This is a genomic window from Vreelandella sp. L-15 (genome assembly GCF_056857635.1).
On record NZ_JBSXNN010000092.1, the window covers coordinates 1 to 19758 of the forward strand.

21 protein-coding genes are annotated in these 19758 nt (G+C 56.3%); 2 read left to right on the forward strand and 19 right to left on the reverse strand.

Features of this window, described 5'->3' with window-relative positions; translation table 11 throughout:
* Positions 1-537 (reverse strand): electron transfer flavoprotein subunit beta/FixA family protein (locus AC13CY_RS13530; protein ID WP_483052665.1); only part of this gene is annotated, 537 nt, incomplete at its 3' end.
* A gap of 374 nt (positions 538-911) precedes the next feature.
* Between AC13CY_RS13530 and AC13CY_RS13535 the strand changes: the two genes are divergently transcribed.
* A complete protein-coding gene (locus tag AC13CY_RS13535) occupies positions 912-2576 on the forward strand; it encodes an electron transfer flavoprotein-ubiquinone oxidoreductase (RefSeq protein ID WP_044629227.1) in 1665 nt (554 codons plus the stop codon).
* A gap of 40 nt (positions 2577-2616) precedes the next feature.
* Here the strand turns inward: AC13CY_RS13535 and AC13CY_RS13540 are convergent, their stop codons facing one another.
* From AC13CY_RS13540 to AC13CY_RS13610, 15 genes are all read right to left on the reverse strand, one after another.
* The gene (locus tag AC13CY_RS13540; protein ID WP_062360075.1) at positions 2617-4824 is read right to left on the reverse strand and encodes an ATP-dependent helicase; all 2208 of its coding nucleotides are present in this window, start codon (positions 4822-4824) and stop codon (positions 2617-2619) included.
* Positions 4821-5381: a DUF1285 domain-containing protein gene (locus tag AC13CY_RS13545; protein ID WP_089674952.1), complete on the reverse strand. Its 561-nt coding sequence runs from the start codon at positions 5379-5381 to the stop codon at positions 4821-4823. The genes AC13CY_RS13540 and AC13CY_RS13545 overlap by 4 nt, the downstream gene beginning before the upstream one ends.
* A gap of 29 nt (positions 5382-5410) precedes the next feature.
* Entirely contained in the window at positions 5411-6244 is an 834-nt protein-coding gene (locus AC13CY_RS13550; protein ID WP_172514580.1) for a TatD family hydrolase, read from the reverse strand.
* 36 nt (positions 6245-6280) lie between these two features.
* Entirely contained in the window at positions 6281-6616 is a 336-nt protein-coding gene (locus tag AC13CY_RS13555; RefSeq protein WP_054645063.1) for a PilZ domain-containing protein, read from the reverse strand.
* Positions 6617-6639: 23 nt separating this feature from the next.
* A complete protein-coding gene (locus AC13CY_RS13560; protein ID WP_044629222.1) occupies positions 6640-7623 on the reverse strand; it encodes a DNA polymerase III subunit delta' in 984 nt (327 codons plus the stop codon).
* Entirely contained in the window at positions 7614-8267 is a 654-nt protein-coding gene (gene tmk / locus AC13CY_RS13565) for a dTMP kinase (protein WP_253557283.1), read from the reverse strand. Before tmk ends, AC13CY_RS13560 begins: the two co-directional genes overlap by 10 nt.
* A 55-nt stretch (positions 8268-8322) precedes the next feature.
* On the reverse strand, positions 8323-9327 hold the full coding sequence (gene mltG / locus AC13CY_RS13570; RefSeq protein ID WP_062360071.1) for an endolytic transglycosylase MltG: 1005 nt from the start codon (positions 9325-9327) through the stop codon (positions 8323-8325).
* Between the two features lie 18 nt (positions 9328-9345).
* Positions 9346-10170 carry an aminodeoxychorismate lyase gene (pabC, locus tag AC13CY_RS13575; protein WP_172514581.1) on the reverse strand — a complete coding sequence of 275 codons (825 nt, stop codon included), beginning with the start codon at positions 10168-10170 and terminating at the stop codon, positions 9346-9348.
* Between the two features lie 6 nt (positions 10171-10176).
* Positions 10177-11415 carry a beta-ketoacyl-ACP synthase II gene (gene fabF, locus AC13CY_RS13580; protein WP_044629218.1) on the reverse strand — a complete coding sequence of 413 codons (1239 nt, stop codon included), beginning with the start codon at positions 11413-11415 and terminating at the stop codon, positions 10177-10179.
* 194 nt (positions 11416-11609) lie between these two features.
* The gene (gene acpP, locus AC13CY_RS13585; RefSeq protein WP_008956801.1) at positions 11610-11843 is read right to left on the reverse strand and encodes an acyl carrier protein; all 234 of its coding nucleotides are present in this window, start codon (positions 11841-11843) and stop codon (positions 11610-11612) included.
* Positions 11844-11967: 124 nt separating this feature from the next.
* Entirely contained in the window at positions 11968-12711 is a 744-nt protein-coding gene (gene fabG / locus AC13CY_RS13590; RefSeq protein ID WP_044629217.1) for a 3-oxoacyl-ACP reductase FabG, read from the reverse strand.
* 52 nt (positions 12712-12763) lie between these two features.
* Positions 12764-13723 (reverse strand): ACP S-malonyltransferase, encoded by a 960-nt coding sequence (fabD, locus tag AC13CY_RS13595; RefSeq protein ID WP_054645062.1) that lies wholly within the window; start codon positions 13721-13723, stop codon positions 12764-12766.
* A gap of 156 nt (positions 13724-13879) precedes the next feature.
* On the reverse strand, positions 13880-14893 hold the full coding sequence (gene plsX / locus AC13CY_RS13600) for a phosphate acyltransferase PlsX (protein ID WP_287836976.1): 1014 nt from the start codon (positions 14891-14893) through the stop codon (positions 13880-13882).
* A 40-nt stretch (positions 14894-14933) separates the two neighbouring features.
* Positions 14934-15104 (reverse strand): 50S ribosomal protein L32, encoded by a 171-nt coding sequence (rpmF, locus tag AC13CY_RS13605; protein WP_009099300.1) that lies wholly within the window; start codon positions 15102-15104, stop codon positions 14934-14936.
* A gap of 36 nt (positions 15105-15140) precedes the next feature.
* Positions 15141-15689 (reverse strand): YceD family protein, encoded by a 549-nt coding sequence (locus AC13CY_RS13610; RefSeq protein WP_044629215.1) that lies wholly within the window; start codon positions 15687-15689, stop codon positions 15141-15143.
* Positions 15690-15848: 159 nt separating this feature from the next.
* On the opposite strand from AC13CY_RS13610, the gene AC13CY_RS13615 reads away from it, so the two are divergent.
* Positions 15849-16451, forward strand: coding sequence for a Maf family protein (locus AC13CY_RS13615; protein ID WP_054641057.1), 603 nt, complete (start codon positions 15849-15851; stop codon positions 16449-16451).
* A 2-nt stretch (positions 16452-16453) separates the two neighbouring features.
* Here AC13CY_RS13615 and sppA read toward each other — a convergent pair whose 3' ends face one another.
* From sppA to AC13CY_RS13630, 3 genes are read right to left on the reverse strand one after another with little or no spacing between them, the layout of a single operon-like run.
* Positions 16454-17569, reverse strand: a complete 1116-nt coding sequence (gene sppA / locus AC13CY_RS13620; protein WP_089674961.1) for a signal peptide peptidase SppA — start codon at positions 17567-17569, stop codon at positions 16454-16456.
* A 32-nt stretch (positions 17570-17601) separates the two neighbouring features.
* Positions 17602-18255: an HAD family hydrolase gene (locus AC13CY_RS13625; RefSeq protein WP_054641056.1), complete on the reverse strand. Its 654-nt coding sequence runs from the start codon at positions 18253-18255 to the stop codon at positions 17602-17604.
* A gap of 12 nt (positions 18256-18267) precedes the next feature.
* Positions 18268-19209, reverse strand: a complete 942-nt coding sequence (locus AC13CY_RS13630) for an RluA family pseudouridine synthase (RefSeq protein ID WP_054645061.1) — start codon at positions 19207-19209, stop codon at positions 18268-18270.
* Between the last annotated feature and the right edge of the window lie 549 nt (positions 19210-19758).

A 19758-nucleotide genomic window follows, 5' to 3' on the forward strand; every position in this document is an offset into this window, starting at 1 on the left:
GCGCAGGTCAGTGGTGACGATGGCCGGGAGTGTCAGCGCGACGGTTTGCAGGCCGCCGTCGATTTCACGGGTCACGTTGACCTTGTCACCATCTACCGCGACTTCTGAGGCGAAGGTGCCTTGCGGCAGATTGGTCAGCGCGGCGAGCATCTGGCCGGTCTGGTTGTTGTCGGTGTCGATGGCCTGTTTGCCGAGGATGACGAGGCCGGGCTGCTCTTCGTCCACCACTTTGGCAAGCAGTTTGGCCACCGCCAGCGATTCGGCGCGCTCGTCGGTTTCAATATGAATGGCGCGGTCGGCCCCCAGCGCCAGCGCGGTGCGCAGCTGCTCTTGGGCGGCCTTGGGGCCCACGGTCACGGCCACGACCTCGGTGGCCACACCCTTCTCTTTCAGGCTCACCGCCTCTTCCACGGCAATTTCGCAGAAGGGGTTCATGGCCATTTTAACGTTGGTAAGGTCTACATCAGAGTGGTCCGCTTTGACGCGGATTTTGACGTTGTAGTCGATGACGCGTTTCACCGCGACGAGTACTTTCATAGGTTCCTCGCTTGGCTCGTGATAGAAGCCGTTAACCTGACTAGGCGCCGCCACCTAGTGGCTGCGCTCAAAATTCATGCAAGCGTTTGATAGGCTAGCAAATGAAAAACCCTATCAATTTGCCACAGCCTACCCACCAGCAACAACTTTCTCTTCGTGCGGCCTTGGTCGTAGCCCGCCGGTATCGCTATTCGTACCGACACTTATAAAGTGTGCTTTTGCCATCGTAGGGGTGACCTGACACGGGTATTATGCCTATCATGGGAGATAACCAGAAGCAAACGACCGTTTTAAATTAAGGCCATCTTTTCATAAGCTAGTGCCCATTCGCTAGCCAGATACAGATGGCGCTTATGAGAATAAGGAGAAACCGGGTGGAAAACGTTGAACGCGATGTAATGGACTTTGACGTGGTCATCGTGGGCGCAGGCCCCTCTGGCTTGGCCGCCGCCTGCCGTTTGATGCAGCAGGCCAACGAGGCGGAGCAAGAGCTAACCGTTTGCGTGGTCGAGAAGGGATCTGAAGTGGGAGCGCATATTCTGTCTGGCGCGGTATTCGAACCCCGCGCCCTGGCGGAGCTGTTTCCCGACTGGGAAGAGCGCGGCGCTCCCCTGAATACGCCCGCCACGCGCGACGATGTCTATTTGCTGAAGGATGCCGAAAAGGCGCAGAAAATCCCCAATGCGCTGGTACCCAAGAGCATGCACAACACCGGGGGTGAACTGACTCGCTACGTGATTAGCGCAGGCAACCTGTGCCGCTGGCTGGCCGAGCAGGCGGAATCGCTGGGCGTTGAAATATTTCCTGGTTTTGCTGCTCAGGAAGTCATCATTGAAGATAATGTGGTGCGCGGCATCCTGATTGGCGATATGGGCGTAGGTGCCGACGGTACGCCTAAAGATGGCCACATGCCGGGAATGGAGCTACGCGCTAAGTACACGCTATTTGCAGAGGGCGCACGGGGGCACTTAGGCAAGCGACTGATCAATGACTTCTCGCTGGATGCCGGACGCGACCCGCAGCACTACGGTATCGGCTTGAAAGAGCTGTGGGACGTACCCGCCGATAAGCACGAACCCGGCTTGGTGGTACATGGCTCCGGCTGGCCACTAGACAGCAAGACCCACGGCGGTTGGTTCCTCTACCATGCGGAAAACCAGCAGGTCGTCGTTGGCCTGATTATGGATCTCGGCTACCAGAACCCGTGGCTCTCCCCGTTCGATGAGTTCCAGCGTATGAAGCACCACCCGGTGCTGAGCCAGTACCTGGAAGGCGGCAAACGCGTGGCTTATGGCGCACGGGCCATTGCCAAAGGCGGGTTCAACTGCCTGCCGAAAATGACCTTCCCTGGCGGTCTGTTGATTGGCTGTGACGCGGGCACCCTGAACTTTGCCAAGATCAAAGGCCTGCACACGGCAATGAAATCAGGCATGGTGGCGGCAGAAAGTGTATTTGAAGCGATCAAAGGCGGCGATGAAGGCGGGCAAGAGCTTGCCAACTTTACCAGCAAGTGGGAAGCCAGCTGGGCCTATCAGGAGCTAAAAGAGAGCGCGAGCTTCGGCCCTGCCATTCACAAATATGGCACGGTTGGCGGTGGCGCCTATAACTTTGTGAACCAGTTGCTGGGCAATAAGCTCCCCAACGTTCATGACACCACTACCGACCACGGCGCGTTAAGGCCAGCCGCTGAGTTCGAGAAGATCAACTACCCGAAACCAGATGGCAAACTGTCGTTTGATAAATCCACCTCGGTGTTCTTGTCCAATACGAACCATGAAGAGGATCAGCCCTGCCACCTGCGCCTCGCAGACCCAGAGCTGCCGATTCGTGACAACCTGCCCAAGTATGCTGAACCCGCTCAGCGCTACTGCCCGGCAGGGGTGTATGAGGTGGTTGAGGATGATCAGGGCAAGCCACGCTTCCAGATTAACTTCCAGAACTGCGTGCACTGCAAAACCTGCGATATCAAAGACCCCGCCCAGAATATTACCTGGGTAGCCCCTGAAGGCGGTGGCGGTCCGAACTATCCAAATATGTAACAGGCCAAATATATAACAGGGATAGCAATGGTGCAGCTGGCTACGCTGGCTGCACCGGAGGCTCCATCACCTCAATAGGTGCACGGCGGGCGATGAGACGACGTCGCCCGGCTTGCACAAACCGCACATCAATCACCGGGTCGGACGGATTACCCTCTACTGCCGCCACTTCGCCTTCTCCAAACACTGCGTGCAGCAAGCGCTGACCGGGGTAGTAGTGGCTACCCGCTTGGTAACCAGCTGAAGACTCCTTCACCTGTGGTGCGGCTAAGGCAATGTCGGCGCGCCCTACTCTTTCCAAGTAACGGGCCACTAAGCTAGGGGATTGCACTTCTAACGGCGTATCTGGCGCCTGCTGATTGGCTAAACAAGCGGCGACACGCATACCATCCTGCCAGGCACTTTCGGCAATAAAACGGCTTGGCCGATGTGCACCTCCGTCGTGAAGAACCAGCAACTGCTCCTTGGCACGCGTGATGGCCACATAAAACAGCCGCCGCTCCTCCTCTAAGCGCTCATCATTCAGCGGGTTATCGCGGCTATAGTGGGGAAAGTCTTCTTCATTAACGCCTGCAACGGCCACTAGCGGCCACTCGAGGCCCTTGGCACCGTGCACGGTACTGACCAGCACGCCGCCAGCCTGATTCTCCACCGGACGTTCAAGTAGCTCAATGAAGGCATCTGGATCTTGTACGCTCTCAGCCTGCTCAATCAGCACGTCGAGCAAACGCACGTCCTCCTCTCCTTTATCGCGTCTAGCGGCGGCACGTTTCAGCGTTTTTTCAGCGTCAATCGCCTCTACCACATGGCCGAGCAATTTGGCCGGGGGCCATGCGTTAAGTTTGGGCAGCTCACACAGTAGCTCCCAGCGTTTTTTTAGCGTGCGCCGCTGTAACGGTTTTAGCGCTGCCAGAACGGGCTCGTGCCGCTCCGGCCACTGCTGGGTTGTCGCTAACTGGTAAGCCAGACGCTGCAGGCGTTCACGAGCGACAAAGGGGGTTGGCTGAGATAACAGCAGCAGCAACTGCTCTGGGTCGTGAAGCAGTTCTGGACGCCTGGAGAGTTTCAGATAACCTGCCAACGCCTGCACCAGGGGCAAGCGGAACACGAAGCGATCTTCTCGCAGCAGACGAAAGGGGATACCCGCCTGCAGCAAGGCAAGCTGGAAAGGCACCGAGAGCGCCCAGCTTCGCACTAGCAGGCTAGCATCACTGAGCGCCCTCCCCTGGGCCTGCCAGTCCATCAAGGCATCCAGTAACAGTCGGCTTCCTTGACCTACGGTTATGCGAGTATCGGGATTACCTGCTTCGGCCAAGCAGAGCTGATCGGGCCGACGCTGATTGGCCATGATGGCGTGGTTAGCCGTCAGCGCCAAGGCATGCCCGTGGCGAAAGGTCATGGAGAGCGGATAGTCGGTGGCTTTGCCGAAGGTGGCGGTAAAGTTCTCCAGCATCGTGTCTGGACGAGCACCGCGCCACTCATAAATACATTGGTTAGCATCGCCCACAGCCATCACATTCGCACTCGGCCCAGCAAGCACGGCCAGCAGCCGCTGCTGAACCGTATTGATATCCTGGTACTCATCAACAATCACATGATCCAAGAAACCTTCGACCCGCTTGCGGAGCGTGGCGTCCGCTTCCAGGGCCTGCAGTGGGCGGTAGAGCAGGTCCGCATAGGTCATGACGCCTTCAGCGTGCAGTAGTCGCTCGGCTTCTTCGAAGGCCGTAGGGAAATAGTCGGTATCCGGCTCGTAATTAAGGCGCTCATAAAGCGCCGCCGCAGGCAGCATTTCGGCCTTCACTAGGCCACAAAAATGTGCCAACGCCTCTAGCCGATCACCTTCCAGCGCAGCGTCGCGACGATCTACCTGGCCGGCAAGCACATTCAGGCTAGCTTGACGAAGCAAGCGCTCCATTTGCCATTCAGCAGAGAGTAGCCGCCTGGGGGCGAGCGCTCCCCAGCGGCACAGGCTTTGGGTCAGCCGGTGGCCTAGGGAGTGAAAAGTACGAACGTCGGGCAACGGCTGGCCTGCTGAGGCCATGCTGGCTAGGCGACGCTGGAAGTCATCTTTCGCTGAGCGGTTAAACATCAGCACCAGCATTCGCTTGGGAGAAACGCCACTGCCTAACAGGTGGAGCACTCGGGCAGCCATGGTCGTGGTTTTACCTGCGCCCGCCACGGCGGCTACACGCGCATGCCCTTCCCTATGGTGAACAACAGCTTGCTGCTCGGCGGTTAACTTCACGGCGCCTCACTTGGCACGCTATCGCTCCACTGGCCAAGCAGGTGCCAGCTTCCCGCACTATAGAGCTGACACTCGCTCTGGCCTGACGAATTCTCTTGCACGCGCGCCTGCTCTACCAAGCGATAGAACACGTTGCGGTGCAGTCGAGCCGCTAAACCGAACCGGATAGCACATTCGGGCGCCATCTCGCCGCTGGGAGAAGCAGTCAACCTCATGGGGTGCTCGGCATCCAGACGTACTACATCGTCAAATTGAGTCTTTAGCCACCAGGCACCATCGTGGAAATCCGCTTCGACCACGACAAAGGGGCGGTCCACTACGGCAATGCGCCAGCGCTCCACGGGAGTGACCAGGCAGTATCCATCGGCATCCAGACGCAGCAGGCTGGAGAGCAGCTTGGCAATCGCAGGACGAGCAAACGGCTGCCCTTCATGCAGCCAGGAGCCATCCTCCTGAATCAGGATATCCATTTCTCCTGATAGCGCGGGCTGCCAGGTATCAACAGGGGGAATAGATGCTGAGCCTTCTGACTGCTGCAATAGTCGATCAATACTCATCACCGACCTCCAGTGGTTGTCACCGCGTGTTACACCACAAGCCCAGACTGTGCCAAGGCCTCTTTGACATGGGCAGGCGCGTCTGGTGCCGCAGCGCGGAACAGATGGTAAAAATTAACGGTCGTTTGCATGGCAACTTCATCCACGCTGATGCCTCGTTCACGCGCAATACACTCCGCGACTTCAACGACCCAGGCAGGCTCATTGGGCTTACCGCGATAAGGGACAGGGGCCAAATAAGGGCTGTCGGTTTCAATTAACAGCCGATCCAGCGGAAGCTGACGCGCCAGTGTTCTCAGCGATGCCGCATTACGAAACGTAATAATGCCGGAAAGAGAAATATAGAATCCAAGCCGAACCGCCTCCCGCGCCATGTCCAGGTCTTCAGTAAAGCAGTGGATGACGCCGCCCACCTGAGGATTGCTGTATTCACGCAGCAGCGCCAGCGTATCCTCTTTGGCCTCGCGGGTATGAATGATGACCGGCAACTCTAGCTCATTCGCAGCGATGAGATGCCGCTTGAATCGCTCATGCTGAACGCTGACAGACACGCTCTCCTGGTAGTGATAATCCAGCCCTGTCTCACCAATCGCTACCGCCCCATACTGTTCAGCAGCCTCTACGATATCGTCCACTGTCGGCTCATTTGGCTCTTGGTGGAGCGGGTGAAGGCCCGCGGAAATAGCCACATCGTGATGTGCTCTAGCAATGGCGGCCAAGCCCGGCAGCTCTTCTAACGTCGTAGAGATGGCTAAAAACTGGCTAACGTTGGCAGCACGGGCAGCATCCAACGTGGCGGCCACATCGCCGCCATGTGTATGCTCCGATAAACGGTCTAGATGACAGTGAGAATCGACAAACATGCAGTGCTCTTTGGAAGTAAATAGGAGGTGGCTAGCTTAGAGCGTAAACGAGGGAGGCGCTTTATCAAGCTGCCCGGCTAACAGGGTCTCGATACGGTCACGCACAGAGTAATCTTGCTGACTAAAGTGCACGCCAATGCCTGGCAGTCTTCGGCCACTAACACCTTCTGGTGAGATCCAAATCACCTGACCGGTGACGGAGAGTCGCTCGCTCACCCCTGGCAGCGTTAGCAGCAGTACAACGGGTTGCCCGAGGCTATACAATGTTTTGGTAGGCACAAAAATACCGCCTCGATCCAAAAACGGCATATAGGCAGATAGCAGCGTGGGCACGTCGGGTATCGTTAAAGAGAGTGCTTTTTGAGCAGCCATCACCACCTCATTGCATTAGATTGTCAGGAGCGCAGCAGCGCAGACCAGCGCACCAGCCAAGCTTCAAGCACCAGCTGTGGATTCGGGTTTGCTCCAACGGCCAGCAAGCGGCGCTGCTCTCTGGCGTAATCTAATAGCCGGAACCAGTCCTGTACGCGGCCATTTTTCACCGCCTGGCGATAAAGCGGCGTTAAATCAGGATTGTGTAGCACGCTCTGCTCGCCCGATAGTCCCAGACGAATCAAGTCTTCAAGCCAAGCAATACCGTACCATAAGATCGCATCAATCGCTTGGCGATCCAGCCTCGCCGCCTCTGAAACAGGCTCTGCCCCGCGCACTAACTGTTCGAAACAGTCGTGAATCTGGTGGCGCAGCGCCCGTTCATCGGGAGCGGCCAGCTCAACCGCTAACAGGGGAAGGCCGCCTGATACTTGCCACCAGAAGTGAGCTTCATCACCACCCAGCTGCTGGGTCAGCCACCCTTTACAGTCATCAAAGGGCACGCTTGCTAGGGGCCACTGCTGGCAGCGCGAACGAATCGTTGGCAGCGTGCGGGAGGGCACATCTGAAAGTAGGATAAATAACGTTTTATCGCCGGGTTCTTCCAGGCTTTTTAACAGCGCGTTGGCGGCGGCAATATTCATGGCTTCAGCAGGTGAGATCACAATCACTCGGTAGCCACCCTGCTGCGCCGTTTGCGAGACAAACCGATTCACTTCGCGGACGGGGTCAATGCGGATTTGGCGCTTGCCCTCTTCTGGCGACACCCGCAGTAGATCAGGGTGATAGCCAGAGGCCAACATGGCGCAGCTGTGACACTGCCCGCAAGCCTGCTCGCCGGGCTGGGCACATAGCGTTCTAGCGATCAACGCTTCTGCCAACTGCTGCTTGCCAACCCCGTGGGCACCGCTAATCAGCAAGGCATGGGGCATGCGCCCGCTGTTGGCAAGGCGCACCAGCTGCTGCCAAGTGGCCTGATGCCAGGGCAATACGCCAGTTATTGCCATTGGGCAACCCGTTCTTCCAATACGTGGCTTAGCGCCGCTTGAACCATCTCTAGCGGCTGAGCTGCATCAATCACCGCAAAGCGCTCAGGCGAAGCGGCCGCGCGATCCAAATAAGCTCGGCGTACCGCCATAAAGAAATCCGCCTGCTCTTGCTCAAACCGGTCACGCTGGGTATTTAGCTCGCGTAGGCGGCCCTCTAACCGCTCTTTGGCAGCTTCGGGCGACATATCCAGCAGCAGAGTGAGATCAGGGGCAAGGCCTTGCTGTACAAATTGCTCTAACTGCGCAATGCGTGCGGGGTTGATCCCGCGCCCGCCGCCTTGATAGGCAAAGGTGGCATCGGTAAAACGGTCACATACTACCCAGGCACCTCGTGCCAACGCTGGCAGGATTTTTTCCGCTAGATGCTGTGCACGGGCCGCAAAGACCAGTAACAGCTCGGCATCAACGCTCAGCGGCTCTTGGGGGGCAGGGTCAAGCAACAGCTCACGAATTGCTTCTGCGCGGGGGGTACCACCCGGCTCACGGGTTCGCACCACTTCCATTCCCTGGGCCGTTAGCCATGCTTCGACAAACGCCATATTGGTAGACTTACCGACTCCCTCACCGCCTTCTAGGGTGATGAAGCGACCGCGCTTGCTCATTGCTGCCCCTTACTCAATAGATACGCCATCGACATGTTCAGTGTTTAGCTATTTATTAACGGTTTCGAATATAGCGATTCACGGCATTGTTATGCTCGCGTAATGTGCGCGAGAAGTGATGCGTGCCGTCACCTCGGGACACAAAATAGAGCGTTTCGCCGGGTAGCGGCTTCACCGCCGCCTCCAATGAGGCTCGCCCTGGCATGGCAATCGGCGTCGGCGGCATGCCGTCAATCACATAAGTATTGTAAGGGGTGGCTTCACGTAGGTCTGCCCGTGTGATGCGGCCATCATAGCGCTCGCCCATGCCGTATATTACCGTGGGGTCTGTTTGCAGACGCATGCCACGCTCCATCCGGCGCTTAAATACCCCAGCAATCTCTCTGCGCTCTTCAGGCGCCCCGGTTTCCCGCTCAATCAGCGATGCCATAATTAGCGCTTCATAGGGCGTTTCAATGGTTAAATCGTCATCCCGTTCCGCCCACACTTGCTCCAAAATGCGCTCCATCCGATTTAACGCTTGGCTCAAAATATCGACATCGCTCATGCCCAGATGATAGCGGTAGGTATCGGGGAAGAACCAACCTTCAGGAAAGGTGCCCTCACGGTCCAGCAGCGTCATGACTTCTTCGTCACTCATGTCTGCCGTACGGTGTTCAAGCTTCGGCGCACTATTTAGCAGCGCACGCATTTGGCGAAAGGTCCATCCTTCAGGCACGGTCAGCGAATAAGTCACCACGTTATTACTGCCCAACAGGGCCATCACCTCTCGCCCACTCATCCCCGGTGTGAGGCGGTACTCGCCAACCCGTAGACTTGGCATCTGCTCTGGGTCTATCCGCGCCAGTAGCTTAAATGCCCAGGCATCCTCAAGCACTCCTTGCGCCTCTAAATCGCGAATGACTTGATTAAAACCAGCTCCGGCAGGCACTTGATATAGGGTGGGTTCCTCTACCGCAATTGGCGCCGCTAGACGCTGCTGCCAATAAGCATAACCGCCGAGCGCAGCGGCAACGGCCAGCACAACCAATATTCCAAAGACGGTAAGTAACCGTTTCACGTTGACACCTCAATCTATTTATTTGGATTCTGATGCGGGAAACATACTGGGATAGCCCAGCAGGCGGTGAGCCTCACCCTGCAGTGGGTCTGGCCCTGCTAACACAGGCCAAGTCGCGATCAGGCCGCCCTGCGTATCAAGCAATTCACACACAGGCCACACGCCCTGTACCGAATTACCTACCCAAAGGCGCTCAACCTGTGGTAGTTCCGAGACTGTCAGCCCCTCTTCCTCAATAACGCCGTTAGCCAATAGCGCAGCGCGCAGAGTACCTGCCACGCCGCAGCGGTTTACCCGGGGGGTCAAAAGACGCCCTTCCGTTGACCAGAAGAGGTTCATACTGGTTGCTTCCACCATTTCGCCTGATTGGTCCGCTAACAGGCCTTCGGCAATATGGCTCTCTTGCCACTCCTGGCGAGCTAGCACATTCTCCAAACGGTTAAGGTGTTTGATGCCCGCAAGCAGCGGTTGATGCCCTAAACGAAGATGGCACAAACGTACGCAGACACCGTGTTGCCACCGCTGCCCGTTGGTAACAAAAGGCGTTCGCCGAAAGATCAGCCTGGGCTCAGGATGATCAGGCAGCGCGTAGCCTCGGCCACCGCTTCCGCGTGTCAATATTAATTTAAGTACTTCCAGCGCTGCCGCAGGGGGCGACTGCCACACCTGTGCCAGCTGTTGAGAGGTAGGCAACGGGATATTCAAGCGCCGACAGCCCTGTTCCAAGCGCGCGAGGTGATAATCCCAAAGTACGGGTACCCCATCGCGCAGCAGCACTGTTTCAAATACACCGTCGCCATACGCTAGCCCGCGGTCATCAAATGGCACCTGGGGCATGGGCATAAAAAGTTATACCTTTTTGAACAGCAGGGAGCCGTTAGTGCCACCAAACCCGAACGAGTTGGAGAGCGCGATATCAATACGCATATCCCGCGCGGTATGGGGTACGTAGTCGAGGTTGCAGCCCTCCTGGGGGTTATCCAGGTTGATGGTGGGCGGGGCGACCTGGTCACGGATTGCTAGAATGCTGAATACCGCCTCTACCGCACCGGCGGCACCCAATAGGTGGCCAATCATCGACTTGGTTGAGCTAACGGCCACCTGCTGGGCCGCACTGCCCAACACTTTTTCAATAGCGCGACTTTCAGCCAAATCGCCGGCAGCAGTTGATGTGCCATGGGCGTTGATATACTGCACGTCTGCCGGATCAATAGCGGCATCTTTAATCGCATTGCGCATGGAGAGTGCGGCACCGCGACCATCCTCGGGCGGAGCGGTCATATGGTAGGCGTCATCACTCATACCAAAGCCAGCCAGCTCCGCGTAGATAGTGGCGCCACGGGCTTTCGCATGCTCGTACTCTTCTAGCACCAGCACCCCTGCACCATCAGACAGCACAAAGCCATCGCGGTCGGCATCCCAAGGACGGCTCGCTGCTTGCGGGTCATCGTTGCGCGTTGAGAGCGCGCGCGCGGCAGAGAAGCCACCCAAACCTAATGGTGTGGTGGCCATTTCTGCGCCGCCACAAATCATGACATCCGCATCGCCGTAGGCGATGGTGCGAGCGCTGTAGCCAATATTATGGGTACCGGTGGTGCAAGCCGTGGTAATCGCAATATTCGGCCCTTTAAAGCCATGCTGGATCGCCATGTTGCCGGAAATCATATTGATAATAGAACCAGGCACAAAAAACGGTGATACCCGACGTGCACCGCCTTTATTGAGCGCATTATGGTTATGCTCAATCATTGGCAGCCCGCCAATTCCAGAGCCAATCGCCACGCCGATTCGCTCAGCATTCTCCTCTGTGCACTCTATCCCTGAATCCTGTACCGCCTGAGCACCGGCAGCCATGCCGTACTGAATGAACAGATCCATTTTGCGAGCGTCTTTGGGGTTCAGGTAAGGGCTGATATCAAAATTCTTTACCGAACCGCCAAACCGCGTATTGAAGCCACTGGTATCAAAGTGCTCAATAGGCGCTATGCCGCTTTTACCGGCGACAATGTTCGCCCACGACTCATTGACACTATTGCCCACTGGGGTCACCAGGCCTAACCCAGTTACCACTACCCTTCTTCGCGCCATCAGTTTCCTCCAGGCATCCATGGTGACACGACCCATCTGGGTCATTTGCTGCAGAAGTTTGGTGACTAGTATAACGGAGATTGAACGTTATATTCATTGTGAGCGTAAAGCAAAAAAGCCGCCCCATATCAGGACGGCTTTTTTAAGACGGATGGGTGAGCACCCCACCCTGGTTCACAGCGTCGACCGCGCCCTTACTGGTGGGCGTTTACGTAGTCGATGGCTTCTTGAACCGTGGTGATTTTTTCAGCTTCTTCGTCAGGAATTTCAGTATCGAACTCCTCTTCCAAAGCCATCACCAGTTCAACGGTGTCCAGAGAGTCGGCACCCAAGTCTTCAGTGAAAGAAGAGCTATTCTGGATGTCTTCTTCTTTAACGTTCAGGCGCTCTGCCACAACTTTCTTAACGCGCTCTTCAATAGTACTCATCAACGTACTCCAGTCATTCACATTAGCTGTTAGAGATAACCAGCTATTTGGAAACCGCAAGCCAAAAGCTGCGGGGTAGTTTATAGACGCCCTTAAGTTGACGCAACCGCCAAGCCTAAGGCCATCAACGCATATTCATACCGCCGTTCACGTGCAGCGTTTCACCAGTGATATAGCCTGCGGCATCGCTGGTTAAAAAGCCAACCGCTGCGGCGATCTCTTCCGGCCCACCTAAGCGTGCCAGCGGAATCTGCTTTAGCAGCATTTCATGCTGGGCTTCAGGCAGCGCTTCGGTCATGTCGGTGGCGATAAAACCAGGCGCAACGGCGTTTACGGTAATGGCACGGGAAGCAACCTCTCGCGCCAACGCCCGGCTAAAGCCTTCCATACCTGCCTTAGCAGCAGCGTAGTTAGTTTGGCCCAGGTTGCCCATGGTTGCCACTACAGAGCTAATCGATACAATCCGCCCGAAACGCGCCTTGGTCATGCCACGAAGACACGCCTTGCTGACGCGATATACAGATTTGAGGTTGGTATCCATGACGGAATCCCACTCCTCCTCTTTCATCCGCATCAGGAGGTTATCACGAGTGATACCCGCATTGTTAACCAAAATAGTCGGGGCACCAAAACGCTCGCCAATGGTTTTCAGGACCTCATCAATGCTCGCTTGGTCCGTCACGTTCAGGCACATACCAGCGCCCTCAACCCCGTTAGCTTTCAGGTCGGCATCGATTTTTTCTGCGCCAGATTCGCTGGTCGCTGTGCCGATGACAATACGCCCTTGGCGGCCCAGCTCATGGGCGATAGCGCGACCAATGCCGCGGCTCGCACCAGTCACCAAGGCAACTCGTTTTTCTTGCGTCATAACACGTTTCCTTCCACTGAACTAAGCAAGGGTAGCTGAAAATAGCCGCTTATCACGCACTACCTGCTAATGTTTCTCGCGCAAGCTCAAGCGCTGCATCCAAGCTATCGGGGTCATTCACCGCTAGCCCCTTGGCACCGCGCACAATACGTTTATTAAGACCTGTCAGCACTTTGCCTGGGCCACACTCAATGAAGACATTAGCACCTTGCTCAGACATTGCTTCAACGCAGGAGGACCAACGTACTGGCTGGTAGAGCTGCTCAATTAAACGAGTGCGCAGCGTATCAACATCTGCATGCGCCTGGGCATCGACGTTCTGAATAACAGTATAGCGAGGGGCACGTAGCTCAATCGCCTGCATCGCTTCGGCAAGACGCTCAGCAGCAGGTCGCATCAGCGCGCAGTGAGAAGGAACAGACACAGGGAGGGCAAGTGCACGCTTAGCGCCCGCTTCTTGGCAAGCAACAATGGCACGCTCAACGGCTGCTTTGCTACCAGCAATGACGACCTGACCCGGGGAGTTATAGTTAACTGCAGAAACGACATCGCCCTGGGCAGCGCTTGTGCAAGCGGCTTCCACCGCGCTGTCATCAAGCCCAAGAATGGCGGCCATTCCGCCTTCACCAGCAGGTACGGCTTCTTGCATTGCCTCTCCGCGCAAGCGCACCAGTTGGACACCCTCTGCAAAGCCCATCACGCCCGCACAGACCATAGCGCTATACTCACCCAGGCTATGGCCCGCCATCACGCTGGGGCGAGGACCTTCCAGCTCCTGCCAGACGCGCCAGATGGCAACGCTTGATGTCAGCAGCGCAGGCTGCGTGCAAGCCGTGGAATTCAACGCTTCTTCCGGCCCTTCTTGGACTACTTTCCATAAATCGTAGCCCAGCGCGTCAGACGCTTCCTCAAATGTCGTTCCCACCACACTGTAACGCTCGGCTAGCTCTCGCAGCATTCCAAGCTGCTGAGAGCCTTGCCCGGGAAAAATGAGGGCAAGGGGTTGAGACATGTCGTTCACCTTTGCTCTTGTAGGCATTTGCTCAGTTGAGCGATAGGCGTGGCTATCGGCCCCGTTATAAAACGGCTGTTGGCACATCCTACTGCCGCCGATAACCCGCAAAAGTCGTGCAACGCATTGCTGTAACCCACTCATCTGCCCACTGAGCTAAGCCCAGCGTTTGGCAAGCTGAGTAGGCAAGTCATGCTCTACTTCCTGCAGCGCTCGCTGAATAGCATAGTAGAACCCATCTGCACGGGCGCCACCATGGCTTTTCACCACAATACGTTTTAACCCAAGTAGGCTTGCGCCATTATAACGAACGGGGTCAAGCTCCTGCTTTAGCCGCTTCAGCACAGGTTTGGCCAGTAAACTTGCTAAGCGCCCGCATAAGCGTGACTCAAACGCCATCTGCACACGCTCCACCAGCATACGGGTCAAACCTTCGCTCGCCTTGAGCACCACGTTACCAACAAAGCCATCGCAGACCATGACATCAATATCGCCCTGGAAGATGTCACCACCTTCGGCATACCCCTGATAAGCAAAACTTAATGTGGTAGCGCGCTCACGCAGCAACCGGTCAGCCTCTCGCACCGTCGCACTGCCCTTGGTCGCTTCCGCGCCAACATTCAATAGCGCGACTCGAGGGCAATTAATACCATCCATACATTGCGCCATTGCCGCACCCATCATGGCAAAATCCACTAGCCGTGATGCGGGCGAATCCACATTTGCGCCTAAATCCAGCAAATAACAGCGACGACCACCCCGTGCAGGAATCGCCGTACTGATAGCAGGTCTGGAAAAGCCTGGCAGCATACCAAGCTCACGCCTTGCAAGCGCGACTAGTGCACCGGTGTTTCCTGCACTAACACCCGCTGCAGCATAACCTTGTGCCACATAACGCAACATATGCACCATGCTGGTCTTATCCCCAGAGCGTAACGCCCAGGCAGCAGAAGCATCTTGTGACACAGTATCAGGCGCATCGCAGACGACTAAACGTGACGCTGCCGCAGCCAAGGGCTGCGGCAAGCGCGAAAGCTCAGCGACAACACGCTGACGCGGGCCAAACAGAGCGAGCTCTAGGTCAGGACGTTCAATCACTGCCCTTGCAGAGCCCTCTATGATGACACGAGGGCCTTGGTCACCCCCCATGACATCAATCGCTAGGCGCAATGCACCCACTCTGTTTCGCCACTCGTTAGAGAGTTAAGGATTAAACCTCAACTACCTTACGACCACGGTAGAAACCATCCGGAGAAACGTGGTGACGCAGGTGAGTGGTACCGGTTTCTTTATCCTGGGACAGAGTCGGTGCGCTCAACGCATCGTGGCTACGACGCATGCCGCGCTTGGAACGAGTTTTACGGTTCTGTTGAACTGCCATGGGTGTTTACTCCAAGGTATGTAGGGTAAGTGATGCTTACTTTTTGCCTTTCAAAGCGCCACTGCTTTTCAAAGCATTGAGCACCGCGAAAGGATTCTTGGCTGAAGCGGATTCATCCGCCGCGCCTTCGGTCTTGCTGACCAGCTGCTCCGCCGAGACATGGCATTCGGTCTCATCGTGATAGACCACCTGCGGCAGGCTGAGGATTAATTCATCCTCAACTACCGTCAGCAAGTCCAGCTGTTCATTTTCCACCAGCACCGGCTCATGACTGGCAGGCAGCTCGGCCGCCAAGGCTTCGTCGGTAATCATTCCAAGCAGGAAGTCACTGGAAACGTCTTGGCTAAGCGGCACCATACAGCGGCGACAAGGCAGCGCCAGGGTCGCTTGCAAATGACCACGAATTTCGCGACGGCCTTGGGCATCTACACCAAACCCAAGCACGACGTGACAGTCGCCGGTTTGGTCACCCGCTTCTTCAGCGAGGCGGGGCAGCTTATTCAGCGCCACTAAGCCTTCAAGTCGTTCGCGGCGGGCTGCAAGCTTATAAGGCTCAACCCGGCTGGGGAGTTGTGAGGTCAACATAGGCGCGCAATGATAGGCACTCGCCCTCCTGGTGTCAAAGCTCATGGCATAATTCTTATCGGTTTATCGATGAAAACAGCGTCAATAGGCATGCCGCTGGGCTTTCGCTACACTCATTGCCAGTACATATTGCGCCATTCAGGCCACAAGGAGACGATAGTGCCGCAAACGCAAAACGCCCCTCTTGTGCTCGCCTCCAGCTCGCGCTTCCGCCAAGCGCTGCTGGACAGGCTACACCTGCCCTACCAATGCTACTCGCCCGATATTGACGAAACGCCACTTCCAGACGAGTCACCAAAGGCACTCGTTCACCGCCTAGCATTGAGCAAGGCTAATACCGTCGCGGAACGTTTCCCCAATCACTGCATTATTGGTTCTGATCAGATTGCTCTGTTTGAAGGGGATATTCTCGGCAAACCCCATACTACGGAGCGGGCCTGCGCTCACTTAGCCCGCTTCTCAGGCCAACGAGTCACTTTTTTAACTGGCCTGGCCTTATTAGACACGCGCCACCAGCGCCATCAGGTCCATATCGAACCGTTTGACGTGGTGTTCCGCACGCTGAGCGAGCGGGAGATTGAGCGCTACGTAGCAATAGAGCAGCCACTGGATAGCGCCGGCAGTTTTCGCATGGAAGGCTTAGGCATTGCTCTGTTTGAGCGCTTAGAGGGGCGTGACCCCAATGCGCTGATCGGTCTGCCGCTGATTGCCTTGTGCGACATGCTTCGCCAAGCAGGCATGAACCCGCTTGGCGATGCCTAATGCTACTGCGCCTGAAACTTTATAGGCGCATGACTACTGTGCAAGCCAAGCACTTCCGCTGCGGCCTGGGTAAAACGCCGCGTTAGGCGCTCAAAGGGATCCAGGCGGGGCGTATAGTTCTCCCATGATGCCTCACCCACCTGAGCACGCGCCACCTGTTCAAGGCTTGCCAACTCATCGACCAGCCCCAAGCCAAGCGCCTGCTCACCGCTCCAGATCAGCCCGGAAAAGATCTCCGGGCTATCACTCAAACGATCACCACGCCCAGCCTGTACATCATTGATGAACTGCTCATGAGTTTGAGTGAGCACGCTCTGCCAGAAACGAGCCACCTCCTCATCCAAGGGCTGGAATGGATCTAAAAACGCCTTGTTCTCGCCTGCAGTCATCACCCGCCGCTCGACGCCCAGCTCATCAATAGCTTCTTGAAAGCCAAAACCGGCATAGATCACCCCAATGGAGCCCACCAAGCTGGCGGGAGATGCCACTATCTCATCCGCCGCAGCGGCAATATAGTACGCCCCGCTGGCACCGATATCCTCGATCACGGCAATAATCGGCTTATCTCCCTGCTCACGCAGCCGCATAACCTCCGAGTAAATACGCTGCGACTGCACTGGGCTTCCACCAGGGCTATCAATATGCAGCACCACTGCCGACGCGCTTTGACTCTCCCAAGCCCGGTTTAACCCTTGAATAATACGCTCAGCATTAGCGGGCGAATCGCTGGCGATCACGCCATGCACTTCCACCAATGCAAGATGTTGCTGCGCAGGCACCACGGCTGACGGCTCGGCTAAAAACACGCGATATAACGTAACCGTGAGTGATACCAGCACTAGCGCCAGCAGCATCAGCCGAAAAAACAGCTTCCAACGGCGTGTTCTACGCTGCTCGGTCAAGACGCCACCAATCCAGCGATCCATCATTTCAAGCTGCGCTAGGCGCTGACGCTCTCTGAGTATTTCCGCATCGTCATCCTGCCCACCTGGCAACGGAGACTCTTGTGCCTTGGTGGAGACATCCGGCCCCTGGGTCCAGCGATCATGAACACCACGCTGATCTTCACCTTGAGAAGCCTCTTCACTGTCACCACCGCGCTGCTGCTCATCACTCATCGTCAGCTCCTACTCTTCGTTTAAGGACGCCCTTATGCATGACGCAGCCAGTCAAATAGCGACGGCACGTCTTCAGCGACCCACACCGGCTGGCTAGCGGCTAGCCGAGCGGGAGTATGCACTCCGTAAGTTACGCCCACCCGATCCATACCGATAGCACGCGCCATTTCAAGATCATACTCAGTATCGCCCACCATTACCGCTCGCTCTGCTGGAACCTGAAGCTCAGCCAAAATCTCTAGCAGCATTTGCGGGTGGGGCTTAGAGCGCGTTTCGTCAGCAGTCCGGCTAGTGTGGAACAGCCCCCCGCTACCTGTTTCATTAAAAACCCGATCAAGCCCACGACGGCTCTTACCCGTCGCCACCGCAAGCCGCTGCTGGGGCCGCTCTCTCAGCCTTGCCAACTGCGCTTCAACCCCATCAAAAAAGGGCATAGGCGTAGTGTCACCATGAACAAAGTGATGGGAATAGCGCTGGCGCAAGCGCTCCGCCTGCTCTGGCTCAATGCCTGGGCAGAGTTTGGCAATCGCCTCAGGAAGACCCAGCCCAATAATGTCTTCAATGGCGCTGACTTCAAGCTCACCCCATTCAGCGTCTGCCGCTGCTGCTTGCATACAGGAAACAATCTTCGGCACAGAATCCATGAGTGTGCCGTCCCAATCGAAAATAATTAGCTCATAGCGCATAACAGTTCTCTTTTATTGACGTGCGCGCTTGAGCGTCTCTTCAAGCGCCTCCGGAAGCGGCGCTTTTACCGTCACCGGCCTGCCATTGCCAGGCTCGGGGAATGTTAACGAGCGTGCATGGAGGAAAAGTCGCCCCAACCCCAGCTGCTTGGTTAACAAGCCGCTCTCACGAGTAGCGTACTTATCATCCCCCAGCAGCGCATGGCCAGCATGGGCTGCGTGCACACGAATCTGGTGTGTGCGCCCCGTAACGGGCTCAGCCTCAATTAACGTGACCTTTTCAAAGGTTTCCACTACAGAGAAGTGGGTGCGCGACACTTTACCGTTGGGATCTACCCGCACGCGCCGTTCGCCGTTACCTGCATCAAAACGGTCCAACCGAGCACTTTCATAAGTTTTACGGGCCGGCCAGCGCCCGGCCACCAGCGCCAAGTAGCGCTTATCCATGCCGTGCTTTTTCAACGCCTCATTAAGGGTTACCAGCGCATCGCGAGACTTGGCGAGCAGCAAACAACCTGAGGTATCACGATCCAGGCGGTGCACTAACTCCAGGAACGTTAGGTCGTCCCGCACTTGGCGCAACGCCTCGATGAGACCAATCTTAACGCCACTGCCACCATGGACTGCTAAGCCTGACGGCTTATTCAGCACCATCCAGTCGGGCCCTTCCATAATGACGCTGCCGACAAGCAGGTCGCGCAGATTATCGCTCACCTCTTTCACCGCCTCTTTAGGCGCTAGGCGCAGTGGCGGAACACGTACTAAATCGCCCGCTTGCAGGCGATAATCCACTTTTACCCGTTTCTTATTGACCCGAACCTCACCCTTACGCACGATGCGGTAGATCAATGCACGAGGTGCACCTTTTAGCCGGGTCATTAAAAAATTATCGATTCGCTGACCCGCTTGTTCCGGGGCAATATCCACCCACTGTACTTCACGCCCTTCGGACATTGCCGCGCACTCCTGGTGACATTCTTTAACGTCAGGCTAAAAACGGCATTCTAACGTAGACCCACCGGCATTGCGTCAATTGCTGGTGGTTGTCTTTACTGTTATATTCCAAAGCGCTCATCGGCCAACGTGGCCGGGCCGAACGTGGCCCGCTTATATAATCCTTGTATGGCGAATGATTGCCCACGTTTTGCCTTCGCACCTGCCCGACAAACACGCAGGTCAGAGCGAAAAAGCATGGATCAGTGTACGCACTACCTGCTTATCACGTATTGAAATGTAGTAACTCTGCCGTTAAGTAAATGGGTAACGACAGAGAGCGTCAGGTCATGCCAGCAACGGCAGGCCCGTCACTAAATAAACGTTACGCTTCAGAGTGGCAGCCCCTTTTCGTCACAAGGCACTGCCAATTCTGGGGCGCAAAGATCAACGCTGTGCCGATACCGGCGTTGGTGAATCGATGAATGCCAGGTGTGGGCGGTGTCAGCAGAGCCGGATGGACGTGACAGCCACCGAAACATGTTCTGCCGCCGCCACGTACTCAACGCC